This window comes from Desulfosporosinus burensis, assembly GCF_054657535.1.
Map to the genome: position 1 here is coordinate 1 of NZ_BAAHYN010000025.1, position 19,369 is coordinate 19,369.

Here is a 19,369-nt window from a genome sequence, read left to right on the forward strand (position 1 = left end):
CTCGAGTTTCTCTCATTGGCTGTCCTTGTTGTTTAGTTTTCAAAGACCATTGGATAAGGTTTGCGATGGTAAGGTGCCGTGATGACAGTATATTCAACGGCCTTTCAATCGTGCGCGTCTTTGTGGCGCTCAGTTATAATACCATTTTGAAACTATGCTGTCAACACATTATCTCATAAAATCTCAAATTTCTAGAATCCTTAGATTCCTATCCTTCCAAAGTGTGCTCAATCGTTTGAAATACTGTTTTAAAGTTGTCATTATTGACAATCTGTGCAATTAAATCTCGCTTCTCTTGTTCTGTGTACTCGTAAAAGATGGGGTTTAAATCCCATACGTTTTCTCTAGGGTAGTATCTCAAATTTGCTCTGACCGTTTTTTCAGTATCTCCATTTCTAAAAACTAGCGTCAATGCGTAATTGTTAAAATTATATTCATTATCGAATCCCGACCCGTTCACATTTAAATCGGAAATTTCCATCTCTAATATACCTCCACTTAAGCTCACGTCCGTGTTATATTATGTTGCTTCAGATACTACTTTATTCAAGTATTTTTCTGAAGAGCATCGGTCAGCCATTAATCCATTTAATTGAGACCCCCACGAACGGAGTTAGGTGAACTACTTTAAATAATACTTACCGTAAAATCATCTAATATTACGGGAATCCATTGCGTTCCAGGTTTGGTCCGGGGCTCCACTTTCACGTTCTTTACAGCAATTTTTGTGACAGTTCCGCTAACTTGGATAATGTTTAATGAGTCATCCTCTTTGACTTGGGCGATCCCTACGATAAAACCTGTTACTACAGGGTCTACCTTGCTAATAGTAATCCCCTTTCCTGCGCGTCCCTGGGGTTTAAATTCGGCAAAGGAAGTCCTTTTTAGAAATCCACGTTCAGTGATAGTTATAAGATCTCTTAACGAACTCTCTGCTTCAGAATCAGATAATAACAAGGCATCGACAATCCAATCTTCATCACCTAGGGCTATTCCTTTAACCCCCCGTGATTTTCGACCCATAGGATTAATTTCCGCCTCTGAATAGCGGATCGCTTGTCCTTTGTGGGTTGCCAAAAATAAATCCCTTTGATCATCGCTAATGAAGACTTTAACCACTGAGTCACCCTCCTTGAGCCCAATGGCTTCGGGTGAACGAGCGTTTACAAAATCACTAGCTGGACTGCGCATAACCTGTCCATCTTTAGTAACAAATACAAGGTGAACTCCGTCTGAAGTGTCTTTGATGGATAAAGTAGAAACAATTTTTTCGCCCGTTGGCAAAGGAAATAGATTGGTTAGGGGACCACCTTTATCTTTATAGCCGACATCAGGAACTGTTTTGGCATTAATACTGTAGAATTTTCCAGTTTGGCTAAAGAAATAAAGTGTATCCTTTTCTGAACAAGTTATCTTCTCAGCTAAACTATCTCCATCTTTGAAAATACAGATCAGGGCAGTCGCTTTGTTTTTCTTGACTTGGAGAGTGGTCCTTTTAATATAGCCATTCTTAGTGAGCATAACTTCGATGAGATTGTCAGGTTCATCAAAAGAACTCAGGTCAAATTGATTTCTCATTTCTTCGGGCAAAATGATGGTCCGTCGATCATCTCCATACTGATCGGAAATGTCTTTGAGTTCCTTTTTAATAATGCTGTAGACTTTATTCACATCCGAAAGAATGCTTTCTAACTCAGCTATCAACTTTAAGACATCGGCATGCTCCTTTTTAATGCCCTCCAGTTCATAGTTCGTTAAATGTTGAAGTTTCATCTCTAAAATTGCTTGTGCTTGAATCTCAGACAGTTCAAAAGTAGTAATTAAGTTAGCCTTAGCTAAGGAAGGGGTTTTACTGGCCCGAATTATGGCAATCACATCGTCAAGATTATTAATTGCTATAACCAATCCTTCCAGAATGTGTGTTTTTAAGCGTGCCTTTTCTAGATCGAATTCTGTGCGCTTGGTGACAACAATTCTTCTATGGGTGATAAATGCAGCATTAATCTCCTTTAGACCTAAAACCTTCGGAGTGCCTTCTGCTGTAATCACTAAGTTAATAATCCCAAACGTATCTTCCATCTGGGTAAACTTATATAAAAGGCGTAAAACGCTTAGAGGATCCGCTTCTTTGCGGCATTCAACCACAAGACGAATCCCTTCTCGATCAGATTCATCCCTAACCTCACTTATTCCCTCGATTTTACCTATGTCAGCAAGCGTTTCTATCTTGGCAGCGAGGGTTGATTTATTAACTTGATAAGGAATCTCCGTAATTACGATTATGCTTTTACCATTTTTCCCTTGTTCTATGATCGCCTTACCACGCATCGTGACTTTTCCACGCCCAGTTTTGTAGGCATTAACGATCCCCTCAGTGCCGATGATCACTCCACCGGTAGGGAAGTCTGGTCCACTCACCTTTTCTAAGAGCTCATCAACCGTTATCTGAGGATTATCGATTTGAAGGATCACACTGGCTACAACTTCCCTCAAATTATGGGGAGGCATATTAGACATCATCCCTACAGCGATTCCTGAACCCCCATTAACCAGCAGATTGGGGAAAGGGCTAGGGAGGACGACAGGTTCTTTCAAGCGTTGATCATAGTTTGCTTTAAAAAGGACCGTATTTTTCTCGATGTCTTGGGTCATGAGCTGAGATAAATGTGTCATTCTCATTTCTGTGTAACGCATTGCCGCCGCATTGTCTCCATCAATTGAGCCAAAATTCCCTTGACCATCCACCATAGGATAGCGTGTGGACCAGGGTTGGGCCATACGTACTGCGGAATCGTAGATGGACGAGTCGCCATGGGGATGGTATTTTCCCATACAGTCCCCTACCAAACGCGCGGACTTGCTATACGGTTTGTCCGTATGCATCCCAATTTCGTCCATCGAAAAAAGAATTCTACGGTGAACTGGCTTTAGTCCATCCCTCACATCGGGGACAGCCCGTTGCAGTATAACATGTTTGGAATAACCTAAGAACGATTCTGGTAAAACGTCTTCAAGGGGACGTTGGCTAATGTTGTCCTCTAATATACTCATTGGGTATTAACCCCTCCCAAAAATTCTACATATCATCGTCAGTAAACACAATATTCTCCATCAGAAAATCACGTCTTGGCTCGACTTGCTCACTCATGAGGATTCTTAGTTTCCGTTCTGCCTCCAGAAGATCATCGATCGTCACCTGAATCATGCGTCGATTGGCTGGATTCAAGGTTGTTTCCCAAAGTTGCTCCGGATTCATTTCCCCAAGCCCTTTATAACGTGAAATCTTGGCTGTCTTGCCTAATTCCTTGAGTTCTTTCTTAAGTTCGTTCTCATCAAAAGCGTAGCGAATTATCTTGCCCCGTTCTTTCTCAACTTTATATAACGGAGATTGAGCAATAAAAACTCGTCCGTTCAAAATTAGCGGTTTCATGTAGCGATAGAAAAAAGTCAACAACAGACAACGGATATGTGCTCCGTCAATGTCCGCATCTGTCATAATACAAACGCGAGCATAATTACCCTTCTCTAAATCGAATTCTTTTCCGATCCCAGAGCCTACTGCTGTGATAATGCTCCTAATCTCCTCATTTTCTAAAACCTTATCGATCTTGGCTCGGTAGGTGTTAATGACTTTTCCTCGCAATGGAAGGATCGCTTGGAATCGTCGGTCACGACCCATTTTGGCAGAACCGCCTGCACTATCCCCTTCGACAAGAAAGAGTTCATTGCGGGATTTATCCTTCCCGCTACAGGCCGCGAGTTTACCGCTTAACGCCTTAACTTCGGCATCACGAGCCTTCTTTTTCAGTTCCTTAGCTTTCTTGGCAGCTAATCTCAGCAGGCAAGTCGTCAAGGACCGGTTGATAACCTCTTTAGCAACAGCAGGGTTTTGGTCAAAGAATTGGCTTATCCCCTCATTAGTTAGCGACTGAACAATCCCTTCAACTTCCATATTAGAAAGTCTGGTTTTAGTCTGCCCTTCAAATTGAGGCTCTTTAATCTTGAGTGATAGTACACAAGTCAAGCCATCTTTAAGGTCGTCGCCAATTAGATTTTCATCTTTTTTGAAAAGATTATTCCGCCGTCCGTAAAGATTAAAAACTTTGGTCAAAGCCGTTCGAAATCCCGACTCATGAGTCCCGCCCTCATCTGTAGGAATATTATTAACATATGAATGCAGAGATTCGTCATCTCCATCGTTGTACTTAATGGCACACTCCACAACGACATCATCTTTTTCCCCTTTGAAATAGATGGGTTTCTTATGCACTGGGGAAACGTTAGACACTTTATTTAAGTGTTCTATAAAGCCAATGATGCCATTTTGAGCATAAAAGGTTTCCGATTTCAGTTCTCCACGTAGATCAGTCAGAACGATGGTTAAGCCATTGTTGAGAAATGAAAGCTCCATCAAACGACTGCGCAGGGTGTCATATTTGAAGACCGTCGTCTCTTTAAAAATAAAGGAATCCGGTTTAAAAACGACCGATGTACCTGTTCCTGTCACCTTTTTCCCGATGGTATGTAAATCTGATTTAAGCTGACCACCATTGACATACTCAACACGATAACGTTTTCCATTCCGTCTTATCTCGACTGTCAAGTAAACAGACAAAGCATTTACGACGCTTGCCCCGACGCCATGCAAACCTCCGGATGTTTTATAGGTATTCCCATCAAACTTCCCCCCGGCATGTAACGTCTCAAAAGCTAAACGTACGGCCGAAACTTTTTTGACAGAATGTATGTCAACTGGAATTCCACGCCCATTGTCCTCGATCTTCATCGATCCGTCTGGATTAATAGTGACCTCGATTCGATCACAAAATCCAGCTCCAGCCTCGTCGATGGCGTTATCAATAATTTCATAAGCCAGGTGGTGCAGCCCTCTACTCCCCGTGGAACCGATATACATTCCAGGTCGTTTGCGGACTGCCTCCAAACCTTCTAAGACCTGGATAGATTCTGCATTATACTGAGTTTCTGACAAGACTAGTTCACTTCCTTAATGATTCTCATTTACTAAGCCCTGGATAAGTTCAGTTTAAACTTTAGATGACTAAAACTCCACCTGAAGTAAGTTTCCTTTATCCGATGGTTATCAATAATAAGTACATTATCATCTGATTCACCTATTTGTCCAGAAAACTCACCTCAATAACTTTAATAAAATAATAATGAGAACGCTCAGTAACTTCTGTGCGTTCTCATGACTCTCTTATTTAACGATCATGACCGGGCATTCTGCTTTGCTTAAAACACGTTGGCTAACACTTCCCAGTAAGGAACCAGCGATCGGTCCATATCCACGGTTACCCATAACCACAAGGTCTATCTTCCCACTCTTAATCTCTTCTAGAATAGCAAATGATGGATGTCCTGGAATTAACTTCTTTTCGATAGGTACTTTCCCTGGGTCAATTTTGTCCAAAGTTACCGTCAAAGCCTCTCCCCCATAAATACTAATTTCTTCTTGAGGGACACTTATTCCACTAGAAAGTGTGTATCCTAAAGCCTCTGGCGTGAAAACAACATGCAGAAGGACGATACGGGAAGCAAACTTCTTGGCAATCTTTATAGCAACCATCAACGCACGCTGCGCTGTCTCAGAAGCATCCGTAGGGACCAAAATAGTATTAAACATGATTTGCCCTCCTACTCTTACAAAGTACTTCTCCAGAGTATGTCTCATATCCGGTATTTTTTCAGTTAGGCGCTTCTATTTAAAACCAATACCTTGGGTAGTGTCTATTAGGTGAGAGGTTATTTATAAGGACTCCGACCACGACTAAGATGACCATTCCTACTGCTATAGTCACTATGTAATCCAGCTGGGCTTTCCCTAAAACAGCAAATAATGCGGTTGCTCCCCCTGGTGGATGTGTCGTCTTTGTTAGAAGCATAATCAGCAAAGCGAGGGCAGTGCCTAAGGCAGGCGTCCACCAGGTTAGACCAAACATCATAAACGTTATAACGCCCGCCGCTGCAGATAATATTTGGCCGAATACCACATTACGCGGTTGCGAAAGTGGAGCATCAGGAACCCCGTAAATTAAAACTGCAGATGCGCCAATAGAGGCCACAATCAACAGATCAAACTTGTTAAAAATAAACGTAATAGCCCATATCCCAAAAAGAGTGCCTATCAAAGAAAGGATCACATCCAAAGGTGGAGGGGAAATAAGGGGAGTAGCTCTCTTGTTACCCTTCATTTTAGTTAGATAGCTAATCAGAAACGACGGTACCTGCATATTAACTCACTCCCAGTCCAAATTTCTATAATTAATTATAACTTATTTTGGCTAAGAGGTTGTAACCAATGTCACACTTTTTCCAGTAATCATCCTCTATTCAAAGAAGAGGCAAGCATGCATAATGGAATTATCCACAAAAATGATTGGAGGAAGGCTATGAGAAAGATTCTACTGCTTCTACTTCCTTTTATGTTTCTTCTTACAGTTGATGTATCTGGATCCAAAGCTGCTTTCTCCCTAAATCAAGTTCGAAGTTTACCCACTCTCGGCAAGTCTTATACGTCTCCTATCAACTCTTCAATAAAGTTACAACCAGACGAGACGAAAGAGACTACACCAGATTTACGTTTTGCAGAACATCAATAGTGAATCTTTTTTTTGCTCATCTGACAAATTACAGATAATTCCAAAGATAAACTTCATTGAGTCGAAGTCAGCGTTATTTCTAATTATGTAATCACTTATCCAACTTTCCTGCCTCGACCATCTTTCTGTCTCGCCCTGCTTAGTGCTAAGAGCCGTTCGCCCAGTGAATTAAAGCTATAGAAAGATTTTGAGTTTTCTTTAATTGCATCCATTGCAACTGTGATTAACTCATCGTAGTTATCTTGATCCCAAAGAACATCCAGACTTGCATTGTCTTCATTATAGTTTCCATCCACCAAAATATTCTTTACAACAGTTGAAACATAATCAATATCTCTCTCTATTATTTGCATCAGCAGATGAAGGTGGACATGAATGCAGAACGGGTATGTCTGCAACGGTGAGAATTCGCGATCGGTTGGACAGTTCTACTCATCCAACCGTCTGCGGTACCGACAAACTGTCCAAGGAGTTGGAGTGCGGACTGTGGTCGATCGGACGAGTTCTCCACAGAAAGGTTGAAACGAATCGAGATCGACTGTAAGCAGCCTTGGGCGAAGACTACCCACGTGAAAAACCAGAGTTTCCAAAGTGAGAGGGTTGATTCATCCACTACAATGTCTCTACGTGGTGGTTCGTATAAAACACCCTCGATGAGGCGTCTTTCTCCTTTCTTCAAGGATATAACGTCATGGTCATTATATTCGTCAACTTAGGGACAGGCAAGACGTCAGCTTTCGGACTTTTTAATTCAGCGTCAACACTTTTGCCTTTTCTATCATTTTATATTTCACTTGCAGTTTCGTCTTCTGATCAGTATAGATCTACACTTTTTTATCTTGAACATACTTAAGCGCAATTCTTCAAGTTCAGACACATTATTCCTCCCAACTGGTTCAGGGATTAATATGCCAGAACAATTTGATCACCCCAACATTTGCGCCTGGGTGATCTAAAAATAAGTACTATACAAATAATATACTCCTGCGATTCCACCTGGGATTGCACACGCTATAATGTATGCGAGTATCGTTGGTTTGATTAGCTCCTTCCACACACTATACCCAGCCATATACGTTTCTCACCTCTGCGTATATCCTTCCCTAACCCATACGTCTCTTATTCGGATACCATTTGGATATAAAAAAGGACCCCACCGTTACCGATGCGAGCCAATGAGTAGGACGAGCAAATTTACAAAGGATATTATGCCTGCGACCCGGGTTTTTATGCTACTCGTATAGACAAATGCCTCTCTTCAGCCATTTCTGCTAATAGACTATATTAATGGAATCAGCAGAACGGAGGTTAAGTAATGTTCATAAGCGAGGATTTCCTGATATCGCCCTAGTTCCTTAATTCCATCCGTGAGTTGAATTTCCCCACCCTTGCATTTAGACGATGAAGGCCCCCATCCTTACCGATGAGAGCCTAGTGTAGGAGGAACGCGTATCGAGAGATATCATGCCCTAGATACGGATTATTATGCTATTATTTAGACGAATGCTTCTCTTCAGCCATTTCCGTAATAGAATACATCAATAGAATTGCTGAACGGAGGTTAAGTAATGATTGACGTTAATGCGCTAGAGGAACAATGCCCTAAGTGCAACGGTAAGGGTGGAATTGAGAACACCACGTGGTATCATAACTGGGCCATACGAAATTCTAAGCTTCATTTTTTAGAGGCTAAGGATAAGGTCCCCTCATTACGCGGGGGCCTTACTCTTCTATCATTCAACATCTTATACGTTAGCGTTAAGCGAACCACCATACTGTGGAGGGATCACGGTGATTTTTACTCCAGGCCATACTCTGGGACACATTTGCCTGTATCTTAACCAATATAAAACTCTTATTGCCGGAGATGCTCTTAATGTTGTAAATGGGCAATTGGTCGTAACACCTCACCATCATCCACCGTTTTATCCACTTTGGATTTTAGCGATTCCAAGAATTTCTTTATTGATAGTTTGAGGACGGTGGGTAAATCTACAGAATCGCAATGCCGCCCGGCTAAAATATGCGGCCTTGCTTATTACGGGGTTACTATTAAAAGCTGCTACCGAATAAGGATTAATGGAAGCTTCATTGGCTAAACAACCGACATATAGTCCCAATTAAAGAAATACTCTCCTACGCTTAATTAGCACAGGAGGGTATTTTAATGCTTTTTTGCGTCTTACTACTAGTTAAGTCAATATACTTACATAAGAAGTGAAATAGAGGATGGTGGAAAAAGTGAATCAGCGCACAATAATTCTGATCGTTCGCTGCCCGATTTTAGCAATTACGGCTCTAATAACAGTATTTTTGATATTTGTAGGTTTTGTTCGTATTGTAGGACATTTGAATCACACAATGACACCGCAACCTGTCAACGTTAAAATTGCTATCGTAATTGATGATTTTGGTATTGACAATCCGGGAACTCAACAGATGTTGGAACTGGGTATTCCTATTACTGCGGCAATAATGCCTAATTTATTGTATTCACAGAAAGAAGCTGAATTATTGCACAACCTAGGTTACGAAATCATCATTCACATGCCTATTGAATCAAAAAATGGACGTCCGGAATGGCTTGGACCCGGTGCCTTAACCACAAATTTATCTCCCCAGGAACTTAGAACTCGACTTGACCACAGTGTGGAGCAAATAACTTATGCTGTTGGTATCAGCAATCACATGGGATCAAAAGGCACAGAGAATCCTAAAATAGTGGAAGCAATTGTGGAAACCGCCAAAGAACACAATTTGATAATTTTGGACAGCAGGACCAGTGAATCCACAATTTTGGCCCAGGAAGCAAAGAAGGCAGGTGTTATATCGGGTACCCGGGATGTTTTCTTGGACAATTCAGCTGATCTTAATTCTATAAAAAAACAAATAAGACTATTGATAGCTAAAGCTAAAACTTCCGGTAAAGCTATAGGTATCGGGCACGTCGGACCACAAGGCCCTAATACTGCCCGGGCTATAAGGGAGATGCTGCCGGAAATGAGTGCTCAAGGCATTCAAGTAGTGCCATTATCTGAGTTGCTGCATTCGTAAGCAACATTCAGAATGTTACCTCGCTCTACTCCCTCATAAAACGCTTATTCAACGACGTCAGAACTGCGAACAAATTGACATGAGTTCTCGTCACACATCCATGCTGTCGCCCCCTCTGGGTTATCCAGAAACTTTACCAGCACCTCGAATTCCGATATTTTAAGACAGCTTCGAAGCATTCGTTAGGGATATATTTTCAAACGGCGTCTACTCAGGCTTTGACTTTTTCATCTGCTGTGAAAGTATCATCCGGAAAGGTAATCTAGTTTCTCTGACTTTAAAAAGCAACGCTTATTCCTTCCCCATGCGTTTTCACCTTCGCAAATACGTCTCCGATAAACTTCATTAGTATAGGGAGAGCGCAAATATATGTAACAGAGAAATTAGTTCTAATGGAGCGGGTGAAGAGAATCGAACTCTCGTAACTAGCTTGGAAGGCTAGCGCTCTACCATTGAGCTACACCCGCATGTTGGTAGCAGGTGGGGATTCGAACCCTCGCATGAGCGGGTATGAACCGCTTGCCTTAGACCGACTTGGCTACCCTGCCATGGCTCCCCGAGTAGGACTCGAACCTACAACCTACCGGTTAACAGCCGGTTGCTCCACCATTGAGCTATCGAGGAATATATCTGGCGGAGAAGGAGGGATTTGAACCCTCGCGGCAGTTACCCACCCTAACGGTTTAGCAAACCGACCTCTTCAGCCGCCTCAATAAAGTTACCCAGGTTAAGTTTAAGGGGGAGGCAAGCGGATTCGGGTGTGCTTAGGAATGGTAAACCAACTTAACCAAAAAATAAATAAATTCTTTATAATAAGGGAATATTAGTCCATGTATTTAAAAAATTTTTGAGGTGAAATGCATGGAATTATCCCCTCGTCTCTATCATTGGTTTGTCCGTCCAGATATTTTAAACAATTTGTACATAAAAGGTGTTCTGGGCCGATATTTTAATTTCACCGACAAAAAGGTACTTGATTTTGGTTCGGGAATTGGGTCAGCTAGCTCCCTGTGTTCGAAAGCCCACTATATAGGGGTAGATCCAGATTCGCGACGCATTGCTTATGCCAGATGTTTAAACCCGGGTTACAACTTTCTAGTCTTGGAAGGTACCAATCTGCCTCTGGAGAACAATTCTATCGATTACATCCTTACGCTATCGGTGTTACATCACATCGCTTCAGACGATTTCTCACCTTATCTCTCTGAGTTTCAGCGAATTCTTAAGCCTTATGGCAAAGTTGTTGTCTTGGAACCATGTCTGTTTAAAAAATCTTTTTTTTCTAACTCCGTTATGAAATTATGTGATAACGGTAGCTTTATTCGAGATTACGACTCTTACATAAAAATGTTTGAACTTAAAGACTTTAAAACCGAATTCCTAACACAATTTAAGAAGGTTTTATATAACGAGATTCTATTTACGGCAACGCTCCCATAAAAATAACGATTTTTTATTCGTTAACATTACGCTTAAAAGTTTTTGAAAAAGGTGAAAAATGGAGCCAGGTTACGTCAAACTCTTGAAAAACCATCAACTGGAACAAAGAGTGCTCAAGGCCAAAGAACATCTGTTAAAGTGTAATCTTTGTCCTCACCAATGCGGAGTCAACAGGCTAGAAAAGCTTGGTTTTTGCCAGGCTCCCGACAAGGCTGTGATCGCCAGCTATGGTCCGCACTATGGGGAGGAACCGCCTTTAGTTGGACACAATGGATCAGGCACGATCTTTTTTGGTTATTGCAACATGCGTTGTGTTTTTTGCCAGAACTGCGAGCTTAGTTTCGGCGGCGAAGGGCAAATAATTACGAACGAGACGTTAGCGGAAATTATGCTCCTGCTCCAGAATCATTACCACTGTCATAATATCAATCTTGTGACACCAACCCATTTTGTGCCGAACATCCTGGACGCTGTTTTTATGGCGGCTCAAAAAGGATTAAGCCTCCCGCTGGTCTATAATTGCGGCGGCTATGAAAATCTTGAAACTTTGGCTTTGCTAGATGGTGTGGTTGACATCTACATGCCCGACTTTAAGTATCATCTCGCTGAAAGGGGAAGCCGCTATTCCAAGGTGAAGGATTATCCTGAAAAGGTGAAGTTAGCTTTAAAGGAAATGGACCATCAGGTAGGCGGATTGAAGGTGAACAAAGATGGGATTGCTTACCGAGGACTGATTATTAGGCATTTAATGATGCCAGGGGGACTTGAAGATAGCAAAGAAGTCTTAAAATACATCAAGCAAGAATTGTCGCCCGATTGCGTAGTAAACTTAATGGACCAGTATTACCCGGCCCATCAAGCGTCCAGATATTTCGAGATATCCCAAAGACTGTCCAAACAAGAATACAAGAAAGCTTTAGCATTTGCCCAAAGACTAGGTTTAAACCTTGTAAGGTAACCATAATAACTGGTAGGGCTTTTTAAACTAATGATTGTTTATTAGGTATAACCAACTAACCCGTACCACGATATCTGATAGTATCCCTCTCTTTTATATAACGACCAAAATTTGACCGAAATATACACTGAAAGTTTTAATTGCCAACACTAACCTTTTTCGGTTTGTTCCGACGTCTTTTTTCATTAAAAAACGCTATTTATTAATGTTTGATAGTTTTATCAATTTTGACTTTATGTAAATATCTTGACTTTGCAAGATCCCCCGGTACAGGAAACTTAACGTCAGGACATAAATCAATTCCGGCCTTGCGGTAGGCTTCTGACCAAAGTGTTGAGCAAATGCTACTATCCTTGTTGTCGTAGGGCCATACCCAGTTAAACAAGTAGCGTGAGGCTTCCCAGATTATCAAGTAGTAGTCGTATGAGGCCCCGATCTTCCCCGTCACATAGTCAACAATCTTTCTTCGGTCATCGTTGGATAATCGTTCACAAGTGAACACGTCAGCACGTCCAGTATAATCCTGTATTTTTTTGAACCTTGCTGTTGACAAAGGAAGAATTTCTACTACTTGATTGGGGTTAACCACACCTACAACATGGCTATAAGGGCTTCTTGTCACTAACTTAATTATTTTATCCACCAAAGTATTACCACTTATTAAAAGGATGTCTCCGGGTTGAATTCCAGAAGCTGGAACCGACTCAATTATAGACTGTTCGGGCCTTCTAACTGACATGCCGTCATTTGAGTTGGCTAAAAAGTTATTAGTTGCCAACCACAATATTATAAAAAAATTTATCGAAAATAGTATCATTTTAACAGTTCCTATCATCCCTATGACCTCCTACCAGTTCAAGCCATAATATACCCTGTTTTGCTTTTTTCATGTGGAACAAAAGTCACTTACAAGAACGGCATGTTGGAAGTCAGGTTTCCCAAAGAAAAAACCGATACAAAAAAAAGAATAAACGTTGATTTATATTAATATTATAATTTAACGTCGCTGCGAAGAGGCTTGGGAGATCTCTTCGCTTTTCTTTTTCCCTTTTTAAGCCGAACCGTTGGTTGGTGGACAAACTTCGGTGCCTTCCCTAGTAACGATCATAAACTCATTACATACACATACACATACCCTATTAGTAAGGGTTTCTCAAATAAGGTAAGGAGCCACTACAGAGCACCCGGCACATAAGCCTACATAGGACTTATCTCGGGTGCTCGTCCATTTTAGCATTAATTTCGGACTCATTGGATCATCTCCCTGGCCCGTTGCCCTTTGCGGTGTTTCTATTTCGCATGATCGCCATTAGTACTGGTTATTGGATAGGCTGGCGGAACAGCCTCCAATTGCCTTGAACTTTAGTCCCAGGAAGCTTTCCGGGGCACTATTTATTCTAATCGGACATATGAACTGTTTAAAACTTATCTACCTACCAACTTTTTCTTTCTTAACATGGGGCATTGCCAATATTGAATGGGGAAATCTAGAATATTTTCTTCCAGAATAAATAACCCACAATCCCCAGGAATAGAGCAATACTAAACACTATGTAGCGATGTTTTAGGATGAGATGTAACCCAACGGAAATAAAGTCTGGCAATAAGATCTCCTCCTTTTAATGTGATGCGACTTCTACCTGATTTTGATCTGAAATCTCCACGATTTTTTCCCAGGCACTCCTTTCTAGCCTATCGAAGTAACTATCGACCCGTTTCCGCCAGTTTGCCTGTTTAAATTTGTCACTTAAAATACTAAGCAATTGTTCTCGTACAGGGCGTTCCTGAGTTATGGGATAAACTAAACCTTGAGTAGTAAGGTATTGCTGGTTAAATTGTTCTTGCCCAGGTAGAGCGGAATAGACAAAAATAGGTATCCTCTTCCAAAGGGTTTCGCTTATTGTTACACCACCAGGTTTAGTCACAATTGCATCGACTTGGTCATATAAGAGAGCCATTTCTCTCTTCGATGAAATATAAGAGAGAGGATAAATGTTTTTAATCTGCCAGGATATGATCTCTGTAAAGAGCCTTTTATTATTACCACAGAGAACAGTGCAATAAAAATCCGGGGAATTTTTCAAGGCTTGTAAAATCTCGGTCATATCTCCTAACCCGTTATTTCCACCTGCTATCAGGATATGGTAAGGCGGGAATAATTTCTGCTGGCGTGCCGTGGGAACTAACCACTCATCAACCGGAATACCGGTTATAAATACCTGGTGTTTGGGTACTCCATATTTTTGTACTAACTCGTTTTTTAACGGAACATCCGCAACAAAATGGTAATCGATTCCCCTACGTCCCCAAATGTTATTGATAAAAAAATCGGTATAAACGTTAATGACAGGGGTCTTAATTTTCCCTTGAACTTTCAGACACGAAATCAAAAGAGATGGATAAGCTTGGGTACAAACTATTAGATCAGGCTGCTTTTCTGACAGCAGCCGTTGCATCTTTGTTAGGAACAAACTTTCATACACTTGCCTATATTTTGTACTACTTGACGGGTAAGCGAAGTAATCATAAGCCCAATTGTAAGTTGCTGGAGAGTAACTAATCCAGTTTAAATAGAGGTTCGTAACGGCTCTTTCCAGTCGTGGGCTAAAATAGCTCAGAAAGTCAATACTCGCAAATTCTCCTTGAATCCGTTTTTCAAGAGAGCTAATTAAGGCATTGGCCACCGAGTGATGCCCTGTAGGTACGGTTAAGAACGGCAAAAATAAAATCTTCTTCAAGCTTCATCTCCTCTTTCTTCACGGACTACTTTATAGGGTAAAAAGTATTTGAAACTTTTATTAGTATTCTTCACAGCAGTCCCTTTTAAGCTAACTATCTACAAGAAATTTAAAATCTTATTTGGAAAATAATTTAAAGTTTAGTAGATAAATCAGGTCTTTATAATCTTACAAACCGGGGACCGATAGCTTGCAAACTTCATATTATAAAGTTAAGAGTTAATTGTTACCGACTCAAGGGAGAGCGTCGTCCAAGAAGAGTATTACACACTTACCACGGGTGTTCAGGTTGTTAAAACGAACAGTTGCTTATTTCTGGAGCTTACAAACCCTTTAGGCTCTGATAAAGTAGCGCGCATTTCAACCATCTCCGAAGGTTCTAAGGCAAGTACGGTAATTGACTTGATACGTAATGGTTCGCTTTCTGCTCCGGGAATTGTCATAATGCCACGGAACCTAAATACGGCCTGCGGTGATAACAGCGTTCTAGCAGCCAAGCTCATTTCTCAGAACAGCGATATGACGATAGGTGGGCAACTGCTAAGGTCTTTGATCCAAACTGGAGATCCCGTAATCATTAATTTTCATGGACGCTTTGTTATAACTGAAAATAATAGCTTTACGGTTTGTTTAAGAAATATTAATAACACGAGTAATCGTTTAACTATAAATATTTCTTGGTGGGAAATATAAGCGGAGTGCCACCGAGTGCCTAGTGGTAGAACATTCCAGCACTATCATAGGTAAAGATAAATCCATCTTGGGGAATATTACTATACTAGGAGGTGCTACAAGTGAAAGTATCCGAACTTGTCAATTTAGATAGCGATAGTTTTTGGAAATGGTGGTCAGGGGCTACAAAAAGAAATGATGAAGAAGAATTCAGGTCTATTCTTGTTGAAATCCAAGGTGGTACGAAAAGAAGATACAATTACTCTAAGGCTGTTTAAATTTATAGACTTATGAGAGCTTAGACCCTGATTTGGATACACAATAAATCTCTTACCAAAAAAGGGAAAAACTAAAATCATCTCGCTAATGGGCGAATGTCAACTATATGAGTATGCCCTCTCTCGCTTAGGTGGGGGAGGGCTATTTTGTTTTCACCAAAAGGTTAACTTTTGCTTTATACAAGTTGTACTCCCTAAACGGGATTGGGATTCCGGGTTGGCATAATTACCAACGTATCGGGAAAATTACGGATAAGGTATTAGGGAGGTATTGGAGCAAATTGGAAATTAGAGAAAATATCATTATTCCCTTGGGATATGGAAAATTCGTACGCTCCGATAAGATCATTGCGTTGGAGCCAATCGAGGAAGACCGAGGTCCCAGACGGAGAACACGCGTGTATGTAGAACAAATAGGTATTCCCCTAATTGCTTCACGGACCGAAACAGCGGTTTTAGCCAATATAGTGGAAACCCCCAAAGAAGTTATGGAAGCCACAGCTGCCCTAGAACTTTTACATGACATCTATGATGATATTCATCAGATAGGTCCTATGCTTCGAAAAAGTATTAGAAAAGAAGCCCAACTTGATTTGGATAAAATAGAAAGACGAATTGAAGAAATTCTAAAACATGAAGTTGAGTTTTAAGCCTTGTCAGAGATGTACCTATCAATAAAGCCCTCGGCGGTGCCGGGGGCGATTTCGTAACAATGGGTTAATAGGTTTATTAGAATTTCGTATGGTACACCTGTTTTTCATAGCGATTAGGATATTATTAAGTTAAACCTGCGATACCAATTACTGATTCTGCCCCACACCCAGGACAAATGTAACTGTAGTTCGGTATTTGCATCTCGATAGACTCAATATCATCATCACTAAAATCATTTATCTTGTTCTGACCTTTAGCCTTCAGTGTTTCCGTATCCCATGCTATGCTACTATACTCAATATTGCATTTCGGACATTTATAGTTCATAACAGAACCCCCTTAAAATTTTAATATTGACTAGATTAAATCTCCTTTACCTCGTCTAGCCCAAGTATTAACCTTTTGTCCATGACCGTCCCTGTTATAATTCCCCTGCTGAGGTCTTGCATTTCCCATGCTTCTCCCTCGCATGGGTGCCGCTTCAGTCAATCGGACCTCTACGGTTTCAGGTTCTTTCGTTATAATTTTCAGCGCAGCGGATAAAAGGGTCACCGAGTCATTTTCTGCCAGTAACTCTTCAACTACCCCTTTATATTTCTCAATATCTTCTTCTGCAATCACACGTAGGATCTCCGTCATAGTTAATCGTTGCTGACCCTCCACCGCCTCTGTGATTGTGGGAATAGGCATACGTATGATTTTCCGTTTAATAACCTGCTCAATGAATCTTAGCATACCTATCTCCCGCGGTGTGACTAACGTAATGGCTAAGCCGGATTTTCCTGCACGACCGGTTCGGCCCACACGATGGACATAACTTTCCGGATCTTGTGGGATATCAAAGTTAAAAACGTGAGTCACTCCGTTAATATCCAGTCCCCGAGCAGCCACATCAGTCGCGACCAAAACTTCGATCGTTCCCTCTTTAAACTGTCTCAAGACGCTGTAGAATTAACAACGCCGCGCTTAACAAAAAGATGGGAAACAAAGCATATTATAACCTCAAAAATAAAAGCGAATACTAATCTCAATGAAACAATATAGAACAATTCCAATTGACATATAAAAAGGCAATGTTAATTAGCCAACAATTATAACAATTTGACTGACATGATATAAAGGATGCCCTGCTGATTACAGGGCACCCTTTATCGTTAAGAATTAACGATAATCTACAAGTATCGATTGAAGTTGTTTTCCTGTTCATGCTAAAATAAACACAACATAGTGGATTTGCCCATGCAACTAAAGAGTTTGGTCAACCCACATTGGTTATTTGGCCATAGGAAATGAATTATTGGTTTTTGGCAATCAACAATGTTCCGATATTTCGAGCATATTGGCCAAGTTCATCATTTGTGGAGATTGCCCATTATGCATGGAGTTTACTTGTGATAAGTTGGCGAAGAATAAGTTGTGGGTACACTTTAGCAAGCATTTTACCTGCCGTTTTGGGGGCAACAATACCAGGAAGTCCTGGGGCGAGGAGTGCCTTGATACCTAACATTTCTGCGTATTCAAAGTCTGTGCCTCCTGGAATAGAGGCTAAATCAATGATGACCGCATCATGATTTAGGCACTCTAGCATCACTTGGTCAAGAATACGATGAGGAACAGTGTTAAATATGATTTCCGCACTTCCAATCTCATCTTCCAGATCGGAAAAATGCACTGCCCTAATTCCCATTTCCTCGGCTCGGGCCAAGTCAGCGGGTTTCCGCGCTACTCCGGTGACATGAGCTCCCATACCTTTCAACATACGCGCAATAGTCCAACCTAGACGACCTAATCCTAGAACGTAACTTTTACTTCCGTGAATCGTGATCGTCGTGGCTTCCATTGCCATTTGAATCGCCCCCTCTGCCGAAGGAATAGAGTTAAGAATGCAAACCTCATTAAGATTTGCGGTTTCTATGATCCGAATTCCGATCATTTCTGCAGCAGACTTCAAAGCCGGGCGTGCCCAACCAATAAAAAGAGGGACACGACTTGGTATTGCCTGAAGTACCTCTTTATTCAAGACGATGGGAAAATCCGAATATTTCGCTTTCACCCCCCCGCGTTCGTCGGTGCCAAACATCGGAAAAAGCAAAGCATCAACTTGACCAATCGCCTCTAAAGCAGACGATGCCAATACCATACCAGGAATAGGAGATGCTTTTTCGTAGCCGACCCCGACTATGTACGCTCCCTGTTTGATAAGTTCAGGAATGAGATAGAGTTCGCGATCATCCCCTCCTATAACAGCTAGGCGAACTCCATTGAGAACCGAAACCATTTTAAATGCCCCCTTTATATGTGTGAACCATTAGCTACGTTCAGTATATGAAGGTTGCAAGATTACGGTGCACATTGGTTTAAAACAAGGAAATCGAAGGAGCAGAACGATTTTAATCGCCCTGCTCCTATAGTTATATTTATTTGGTTCAAAGGTCAAGAAACTCATTTTTATTCATAAAACAATTTATTGAATTGATTCGGTATTGCCGCTTGCTAAATTAACACCCGATGAGTGTGTTGTAGTGGGGCAACGCTAGCTTTAATCATCGCCATAATCGGTTAGCGATTAAACATTGTTTCTTGTCAATGGTGGGGGTTACTGATAGTTTACCTAGGTGCGGTTACGGAGTTCTTGAAGACGGTTCCATTGTTTTTGCATAAGTATCCTCCTCTTGTCTTAAGATGTACATTTTAAGGCTGTGCATTCTTGTTTCCTTTTGCTGACAACAATAAATATAGAGTTTGCATCATCGGTCCGTAATATACGGATTTTATAAATTAAGTACCCCTTGGCGAGAGGTATGATATTACCGCTATGTGGGGGAACCTGTCATCGTTCCTGCTGAAATGCAGCTTTGGGAAGTGGATTGGATGTCTTCTTTAGTAGCGCGTTACTGCACAATGCACCTAATTCAATAATTCGCTGAAATGTGGCGGTTTTCTATATAACAACAT

19 protein-coding genes, 3 tRNA genes and 2 pseudogenes are annotated in these 19,369 nt (G+C 41.2%); 9 read left to right on the plus strand and 15 right to left on the minus strand.

All coding sequences use genetic code 11. The features are described 5' to 3' along the window. Positions 1–208: 208 nt before the first annotated feature. The 5 genes from ACYQ3Q_RS27030 to ACYQ3Q_RS27050 all read right to left on the minus strand — a co-directional run bounded on the left by ACYQ3Q_RS27030 (position 209) and on the right by ACYQ3Q_RS27050 (position 6,251). Positions 209–508, minus strand: a complete 300-nt coding sequence (locus tag ACYQ3Q_RS27030) for a hypothetical protein (protein WP_459931511.1) — start codon at positions 506–508, stop codon at positions 209–211. Positions 509–627: 119 nt separating this feature from the next. Beyond that, positions 628–3,051, minus strand: coding sequence for a DNA gyrase subunit A (gyrA, locus tag ACYQ3Q_RS27035; RefSeq protein ID WP_459931512.1), 2,424 nt, complete (start codon positions 3,049–3,051; stop codon positions 628–630). Positions 3,052–3,076: 25 nt separating this feature from the next. Continuing rightward, positions 3,077–4,990: a DNA gyrase/topoisomerase IV subunit B gene (locus ACYQ3Q_RS27040; RefSeq protein WP_459931513.1), complete on the minus strand. Its 1,914-nt coding sequence runs from the start codon at positions 4,988–4,990 to the stop codon at positions 3,077–3,079. Positions 4,991–5,218: 228 nt separating this feature from the next. Next, the gene (locus ACYQ3Q_RS27045) at positions 5,219–5,644 is read right to left on the minus strand and encodes a universal stress protein (RefSeq protein WP_459931514.1); all 426 of its coding nucleotides are present in this window, start codon (positions 5,642–5,644) and stop codon (positions 5,219–5,221) included. A 79-nt stretch (positions 5,645–5,723) separates the two neighbouring features. Further along, a complete protein-coding gene (locus ACYQ3Q_RS27050; RefSeq protein WP_459931515.1) occupies positions 5,724–6,251 on the minus strand; it encodes an HPP family protein in 528 nt (175 codons plus the stop codon). Between the two features lie 159 nt (positions 6,252–6,410). On the opposite strand from ACYQ3Q_RS27050, the gene ACYQ3Q_RS27055 reads away from it, so the two are divergent. Then, complete coding sequence (locus ACYQ3Q_RS27055; RefSeq protein WP_459931516.1) at positions 6,411–6,620, plus strand: hypothetical protein; 210 nt, start codon at positions 6,411–6,413, stop codon at positions 6,618–6,620. A gap of 95 nt (positions 6,621–6,715) precedes the next feature. On the opposite strand, the gene ACYQ3Q_RS27060 is transcribed toward ACYQ3Q_RS27055, so the two are convergent. Next, the gene (locus ACYQ3Q_RS27060) at positions 6,716–6,973 is read right to left on the minus strand and encodes a hypothetical protein (RefSeq protein WP_459931517.1); all 258 of its coding nucleotides are present in this window, start codon (positions 6,971–6,973) and stop codon (positions 6,716–6,718) included. Between the two features lie 35 nt (positions 6,974–7,008). Between ACYQ3Q_RS27060 and ACYQ3Q_RS27065 the strand changes: the two genes are divergently transcribed. The 3 genes and pseudogenes from ACYQ3Q_RS27065 (at position 7,009) to ACYQ3Q_RS27075 (ending at position 9,674) form a co-directional block, all read left to right on the plus strand. Then, complete coding sequence (locus ACYQ3Q_RS27065) at positions 7,009–7,164, plus strand: hypothetical protein (protein ID WP_459931518.1); 156 nt, start codon at positions 7,009–7,011, stop codon at positions 7,162–7,164. Between the two features lie 1,220 nt (positions 7,165–8,384). Continuing rightward, positions 8,385–8,516 (plus strand): annotated as a pseudogene (locus tag ACYQ3Q_RS27070) (MBL fold metallo-hydrolase); the annotation flags it as partial. Between the two features lie 345 nt (positions 8,517–8,861). After that, positions 8,862–9,674 (plus strand): divergent polysaccharide deacetylase family protein, encoded by an 813-nt coding sequence (locus ACYQ3Q_RS27075; RefSeq protein WP_459931519.1) that lies wholly within the window; start codon positions 8,862–8,864, stop codon positions 9,672–9,674. A gap of 393 nt (positions 9,675–10,067) precedes the next feature. Here ACYQ3Q_RS27075 and ACYQ3Q_RS27080 read toward each other — a convergent pair. The 3 genes from ACYQ3Q_RS27080 to ACYQ3Q_RS27090 form a co-directional block, all read right to left on the minus strand. Beyond that, positions 10,068–10,141, minus strand: a tRNA-Gly gene (locus tag ACYQ3Q_RS27080). 4 nt (positions 10,142–10,145) lie between these two features. Continuing rightward, positions 10,146–10,222 (minus strand) — tRNA-Met (locus ACYQ3Q_RS27085). Between the two features lies 1 nt (position 10,223). After that, positions 10,224–10,298 (minus strand) — tRNA-Asn (locus ACYQ3Q_RS27090). Between the two features lie 237 nt (positions 10,299–10,535). Here ACYQ3Q_RS27090 and ACYQ3Q_RS27095 point away from each other — a divergent pair. Both ACYQ3Q_RS27095 and ACYQ3Q_RS27100 read left to right on the plus strand, forming a co-directional pair. After that, complete coding sequence (locus tag ACYQ3Q_RS27095) at positions 10,536–11,114, plus strand: class I SAM-dependent methyltransferase (RefSeq protein WP_459931520.1); 579 nt, start codon at positions 10,536–10,538, stop codon at positions 11,112–11,114. Positions 11,115–11,172: 58 nt separating this feature from the next. After that, the gene (locus ACYQ3Q_RS27100; protein WP_459931521.1) at positions 11,173–12,072 is read left to right on the plus strand and encodes a radical SAM protein; all 900 of its coding nucleotides are present in this window, start codon (positions 11,173–11,175) and stop codon (positions 12,070–12,072) included. Between the two features lie 202 nt (positions 12,073–12,274). On the opposite strand, the gene ACYQ3Q_RS27105 is transcribed toward ACYQ3Q_RS27100, so the two are convergent. From ACYQ3Q_RS27105 to ACYQ3Q_RS27115, 3 genes are all read right to left on the minus strand, one after another. Beyond that, positions 12,275–12,907, minus strand: a complete 633-nt coding sequence (locus tag ACYQ3Q_RS27105) for a hypothetical protein (RefSeq protein ID WP_459931522.1) — start codon at positions 12,905–12,907, stop codon at positions 12,275–12,277. A gap of 784 nt (positions 12,908–13,691) precedes the next feature. Beyond that, positions 13,692–14,810, minus strand: coding sequence for an MGDG synthase family glycosyltransferase (locus ACYQ3Q_RS27110; RefSeq protein WP_459931523.1), 1,119 nt, complete (start codon positions 14,808–14,810; stop codon positions 13,692–13,694). Between the two features lie 284 nt (positions 14,811–15,094). After that, entirely contained in the window at positions 15,095–15,253 is a 159-nt protein-coding gene (locus ACYQ3Q_RS27115) for a hypothetical protein (RefSeq protein ID WP_459931524.1), read from the minus strand. 1 nt (position 15,254) lies between these two features. Between ACYQ3Q_RS27115 and ACYQ3Q_RS27120 the strand changes: the two genes are divergently transcribed. The 3 genes from ACYQ3Q_RS27120 to ACYQ3Q_RS27130 all read left to right on the plus strand — a co-directional run bounded on the left by ACYQ3Q_RS27120 (position 15,255) and on the right by ACYQ3Q_RS27130 (position 16,410). Next, positions 15,255–15,503, plus strand: coding sequence for a hypothetical protein (locus ACYQ3Q_RS27120; protein WP_156146614.1), 249 nt, complete (start codon positions 15,255–15,257; stop codon positions 15,501–15,503). Positions 15,504–15,604: 101 nt separating this feature from the next. Then, positions 15,605–15,760: a hypothetical protein gene (locus ACYQ3Q_RS27125; RefSeq protein ID WP_459931525.1), complete on the plus strand. Its 156-nt coding sequence runs from the start codon at positions 15,605–15,607 to the stop codon at positions 15,758–15,760. Between the two features lie 281 nt (positions 15,761–16,041). Then, complete coding sequence (locus tag ACYQ3Q_RS27130; RefSeq protein ID WP_045577206.1) at positions 16,042–16,410, plus strand: hypothetical protein; 369 nt, start codon at positions 16,042–16,044, stop codon at positions 16,408–16,410. Positions 16,411–16,537: 127 nt separating this feature from the next. On the opposite strand, the gene ACYQ3Q_RS27135 is transcribed toward ACYQ3Q_RS27130, so the two are convergent. From ACYQ3Q_RS27135 to dpsA, 3 genes and pseudogenes are all read right to left on the minus strand, one after another. Continuing rightward, the gene (locus tag ACYQ3Q_RS27135; RefSeq protein WP_045576343.1) at positions 16,538–16,741 is read right to left on the minus strand and encodes a hypothetical protein; all 204 of its coding nucleotides are present in this window, start codon (positions 16,739–16,741) and stop codon (positions 16,538–16,540) included. 30 nt (positions 16,742–16,771) lie between these two features. Next, positions 16,772–17,359, minus strand: a pseudogene (locus ACYQ3Q_RS27140) (helicase-related protein); the annotation flags it as partial. Positions 17,360–17,786: 427 nt separating this feature from the next. Further along, positions 17,787–18,692, minus strand: a complete 906-nt coding sequence (dpsA, locus tag ACYQ3Q_RS27145; protein ID WP_459931526.1) for a dipicolinate synthase subunit DpsA — start codon at positions 18,690–18,692, stop codon at positions 17,787–17,789. Between the last annotated feature and the right edge of the window lie 677 nt (positions 18,693–19,369).

Coding starts and splice junctions, on each gene's coding strand:
- ACYQ3Q_RS27095 (WP_459931520.1), top strand. CDS start 10,536: ATGGAATTATCCCCTCGTCTCTATCATTGGTTTGTCCGTCCAGATATT.
- ACYQ3Q_RS27055 (WP_459931516.1), top strand. CDS start 6,411: ATGAGAAAGATTCTACTGCTTCTACTTCCTTTTATGTTTCTTCTTACA.
- dpsA (WP_459931526.1), bottom strand. CDS start 18,692: ATGGTTTCGGTTCTCAATGGAGTTCGCCTAGCTGTTATAGGAGGGGAT.
- gyrA (WP_459931512.1), bottom strand. CDS start 3,051: ATGAGTATATTAGAGGACAACATTAGCCAACGTCCCCTTGAAGACGTT.
- ACYQ3Q_RS27065 (WP_459931518.1), top strand. CDS start 7,009: ATGTCTGCAACGGTGAGAATTCGCGATCGGTTGGACAGTTCTACTCAT.
- ACYQ3Q_RS27135 (WP_045576343.1), bottom strand. CDS start 16,741: ATGAACTATAAATGTCCGAAATGCAATATTGAGTATAGTAGCATAGCA.
- ACYQ3Q_RS27045 (WP_459931514.1), bottom strand. CDS start 5,644: ATGTTTAATACTATTTTGGTCCCTACGGATGCTTCTGAGACAGCGCAG.
- ACYQ3Q_RS27050 (WP_459931515.1), bottom strand. CDS start 6,251: ATGCAGGTACCGTCGTTTCTGATTAGCTATCTAACTAAAATGAAGGGT.
- ACYQ3Q_RS27100 (WP_459931521.1), top strand. CDS start 11,173: ATGGAGCCAGGTTACGTCAAACTCTTGAAAAACCATCAACTGGAACAA.
- ACYQ3Q_RS27115 (WP_459931524.1), bottom strand. CDS start 15,253: ATGACAATTCCCGGAGCAGAAAGCGAACCATTACGTATCAAGTCAATT.
- ACYQ3Q_RS27105 (WP_459931522.1), bottom strand. CDS start 12,907: ATGATAGGAACTGTTAAAATGATACTATTTTCGATAAATTTTTTTATA.
- ACYQ3Q_RS27120 (WP_156146614.1), top strand. CDS start 15,255: ATGCCACGGAACCTAAATACGGCCTGCGGTGATAACAGCGTTCTAGCA.
- ACYQ3Q_RS27060 (WP_459931517.1), bottom strand. CDS start 6,973: ATGCAAATAATAGAGAGAGATATTGATTATGTTTCAACTGTTGTAAAG.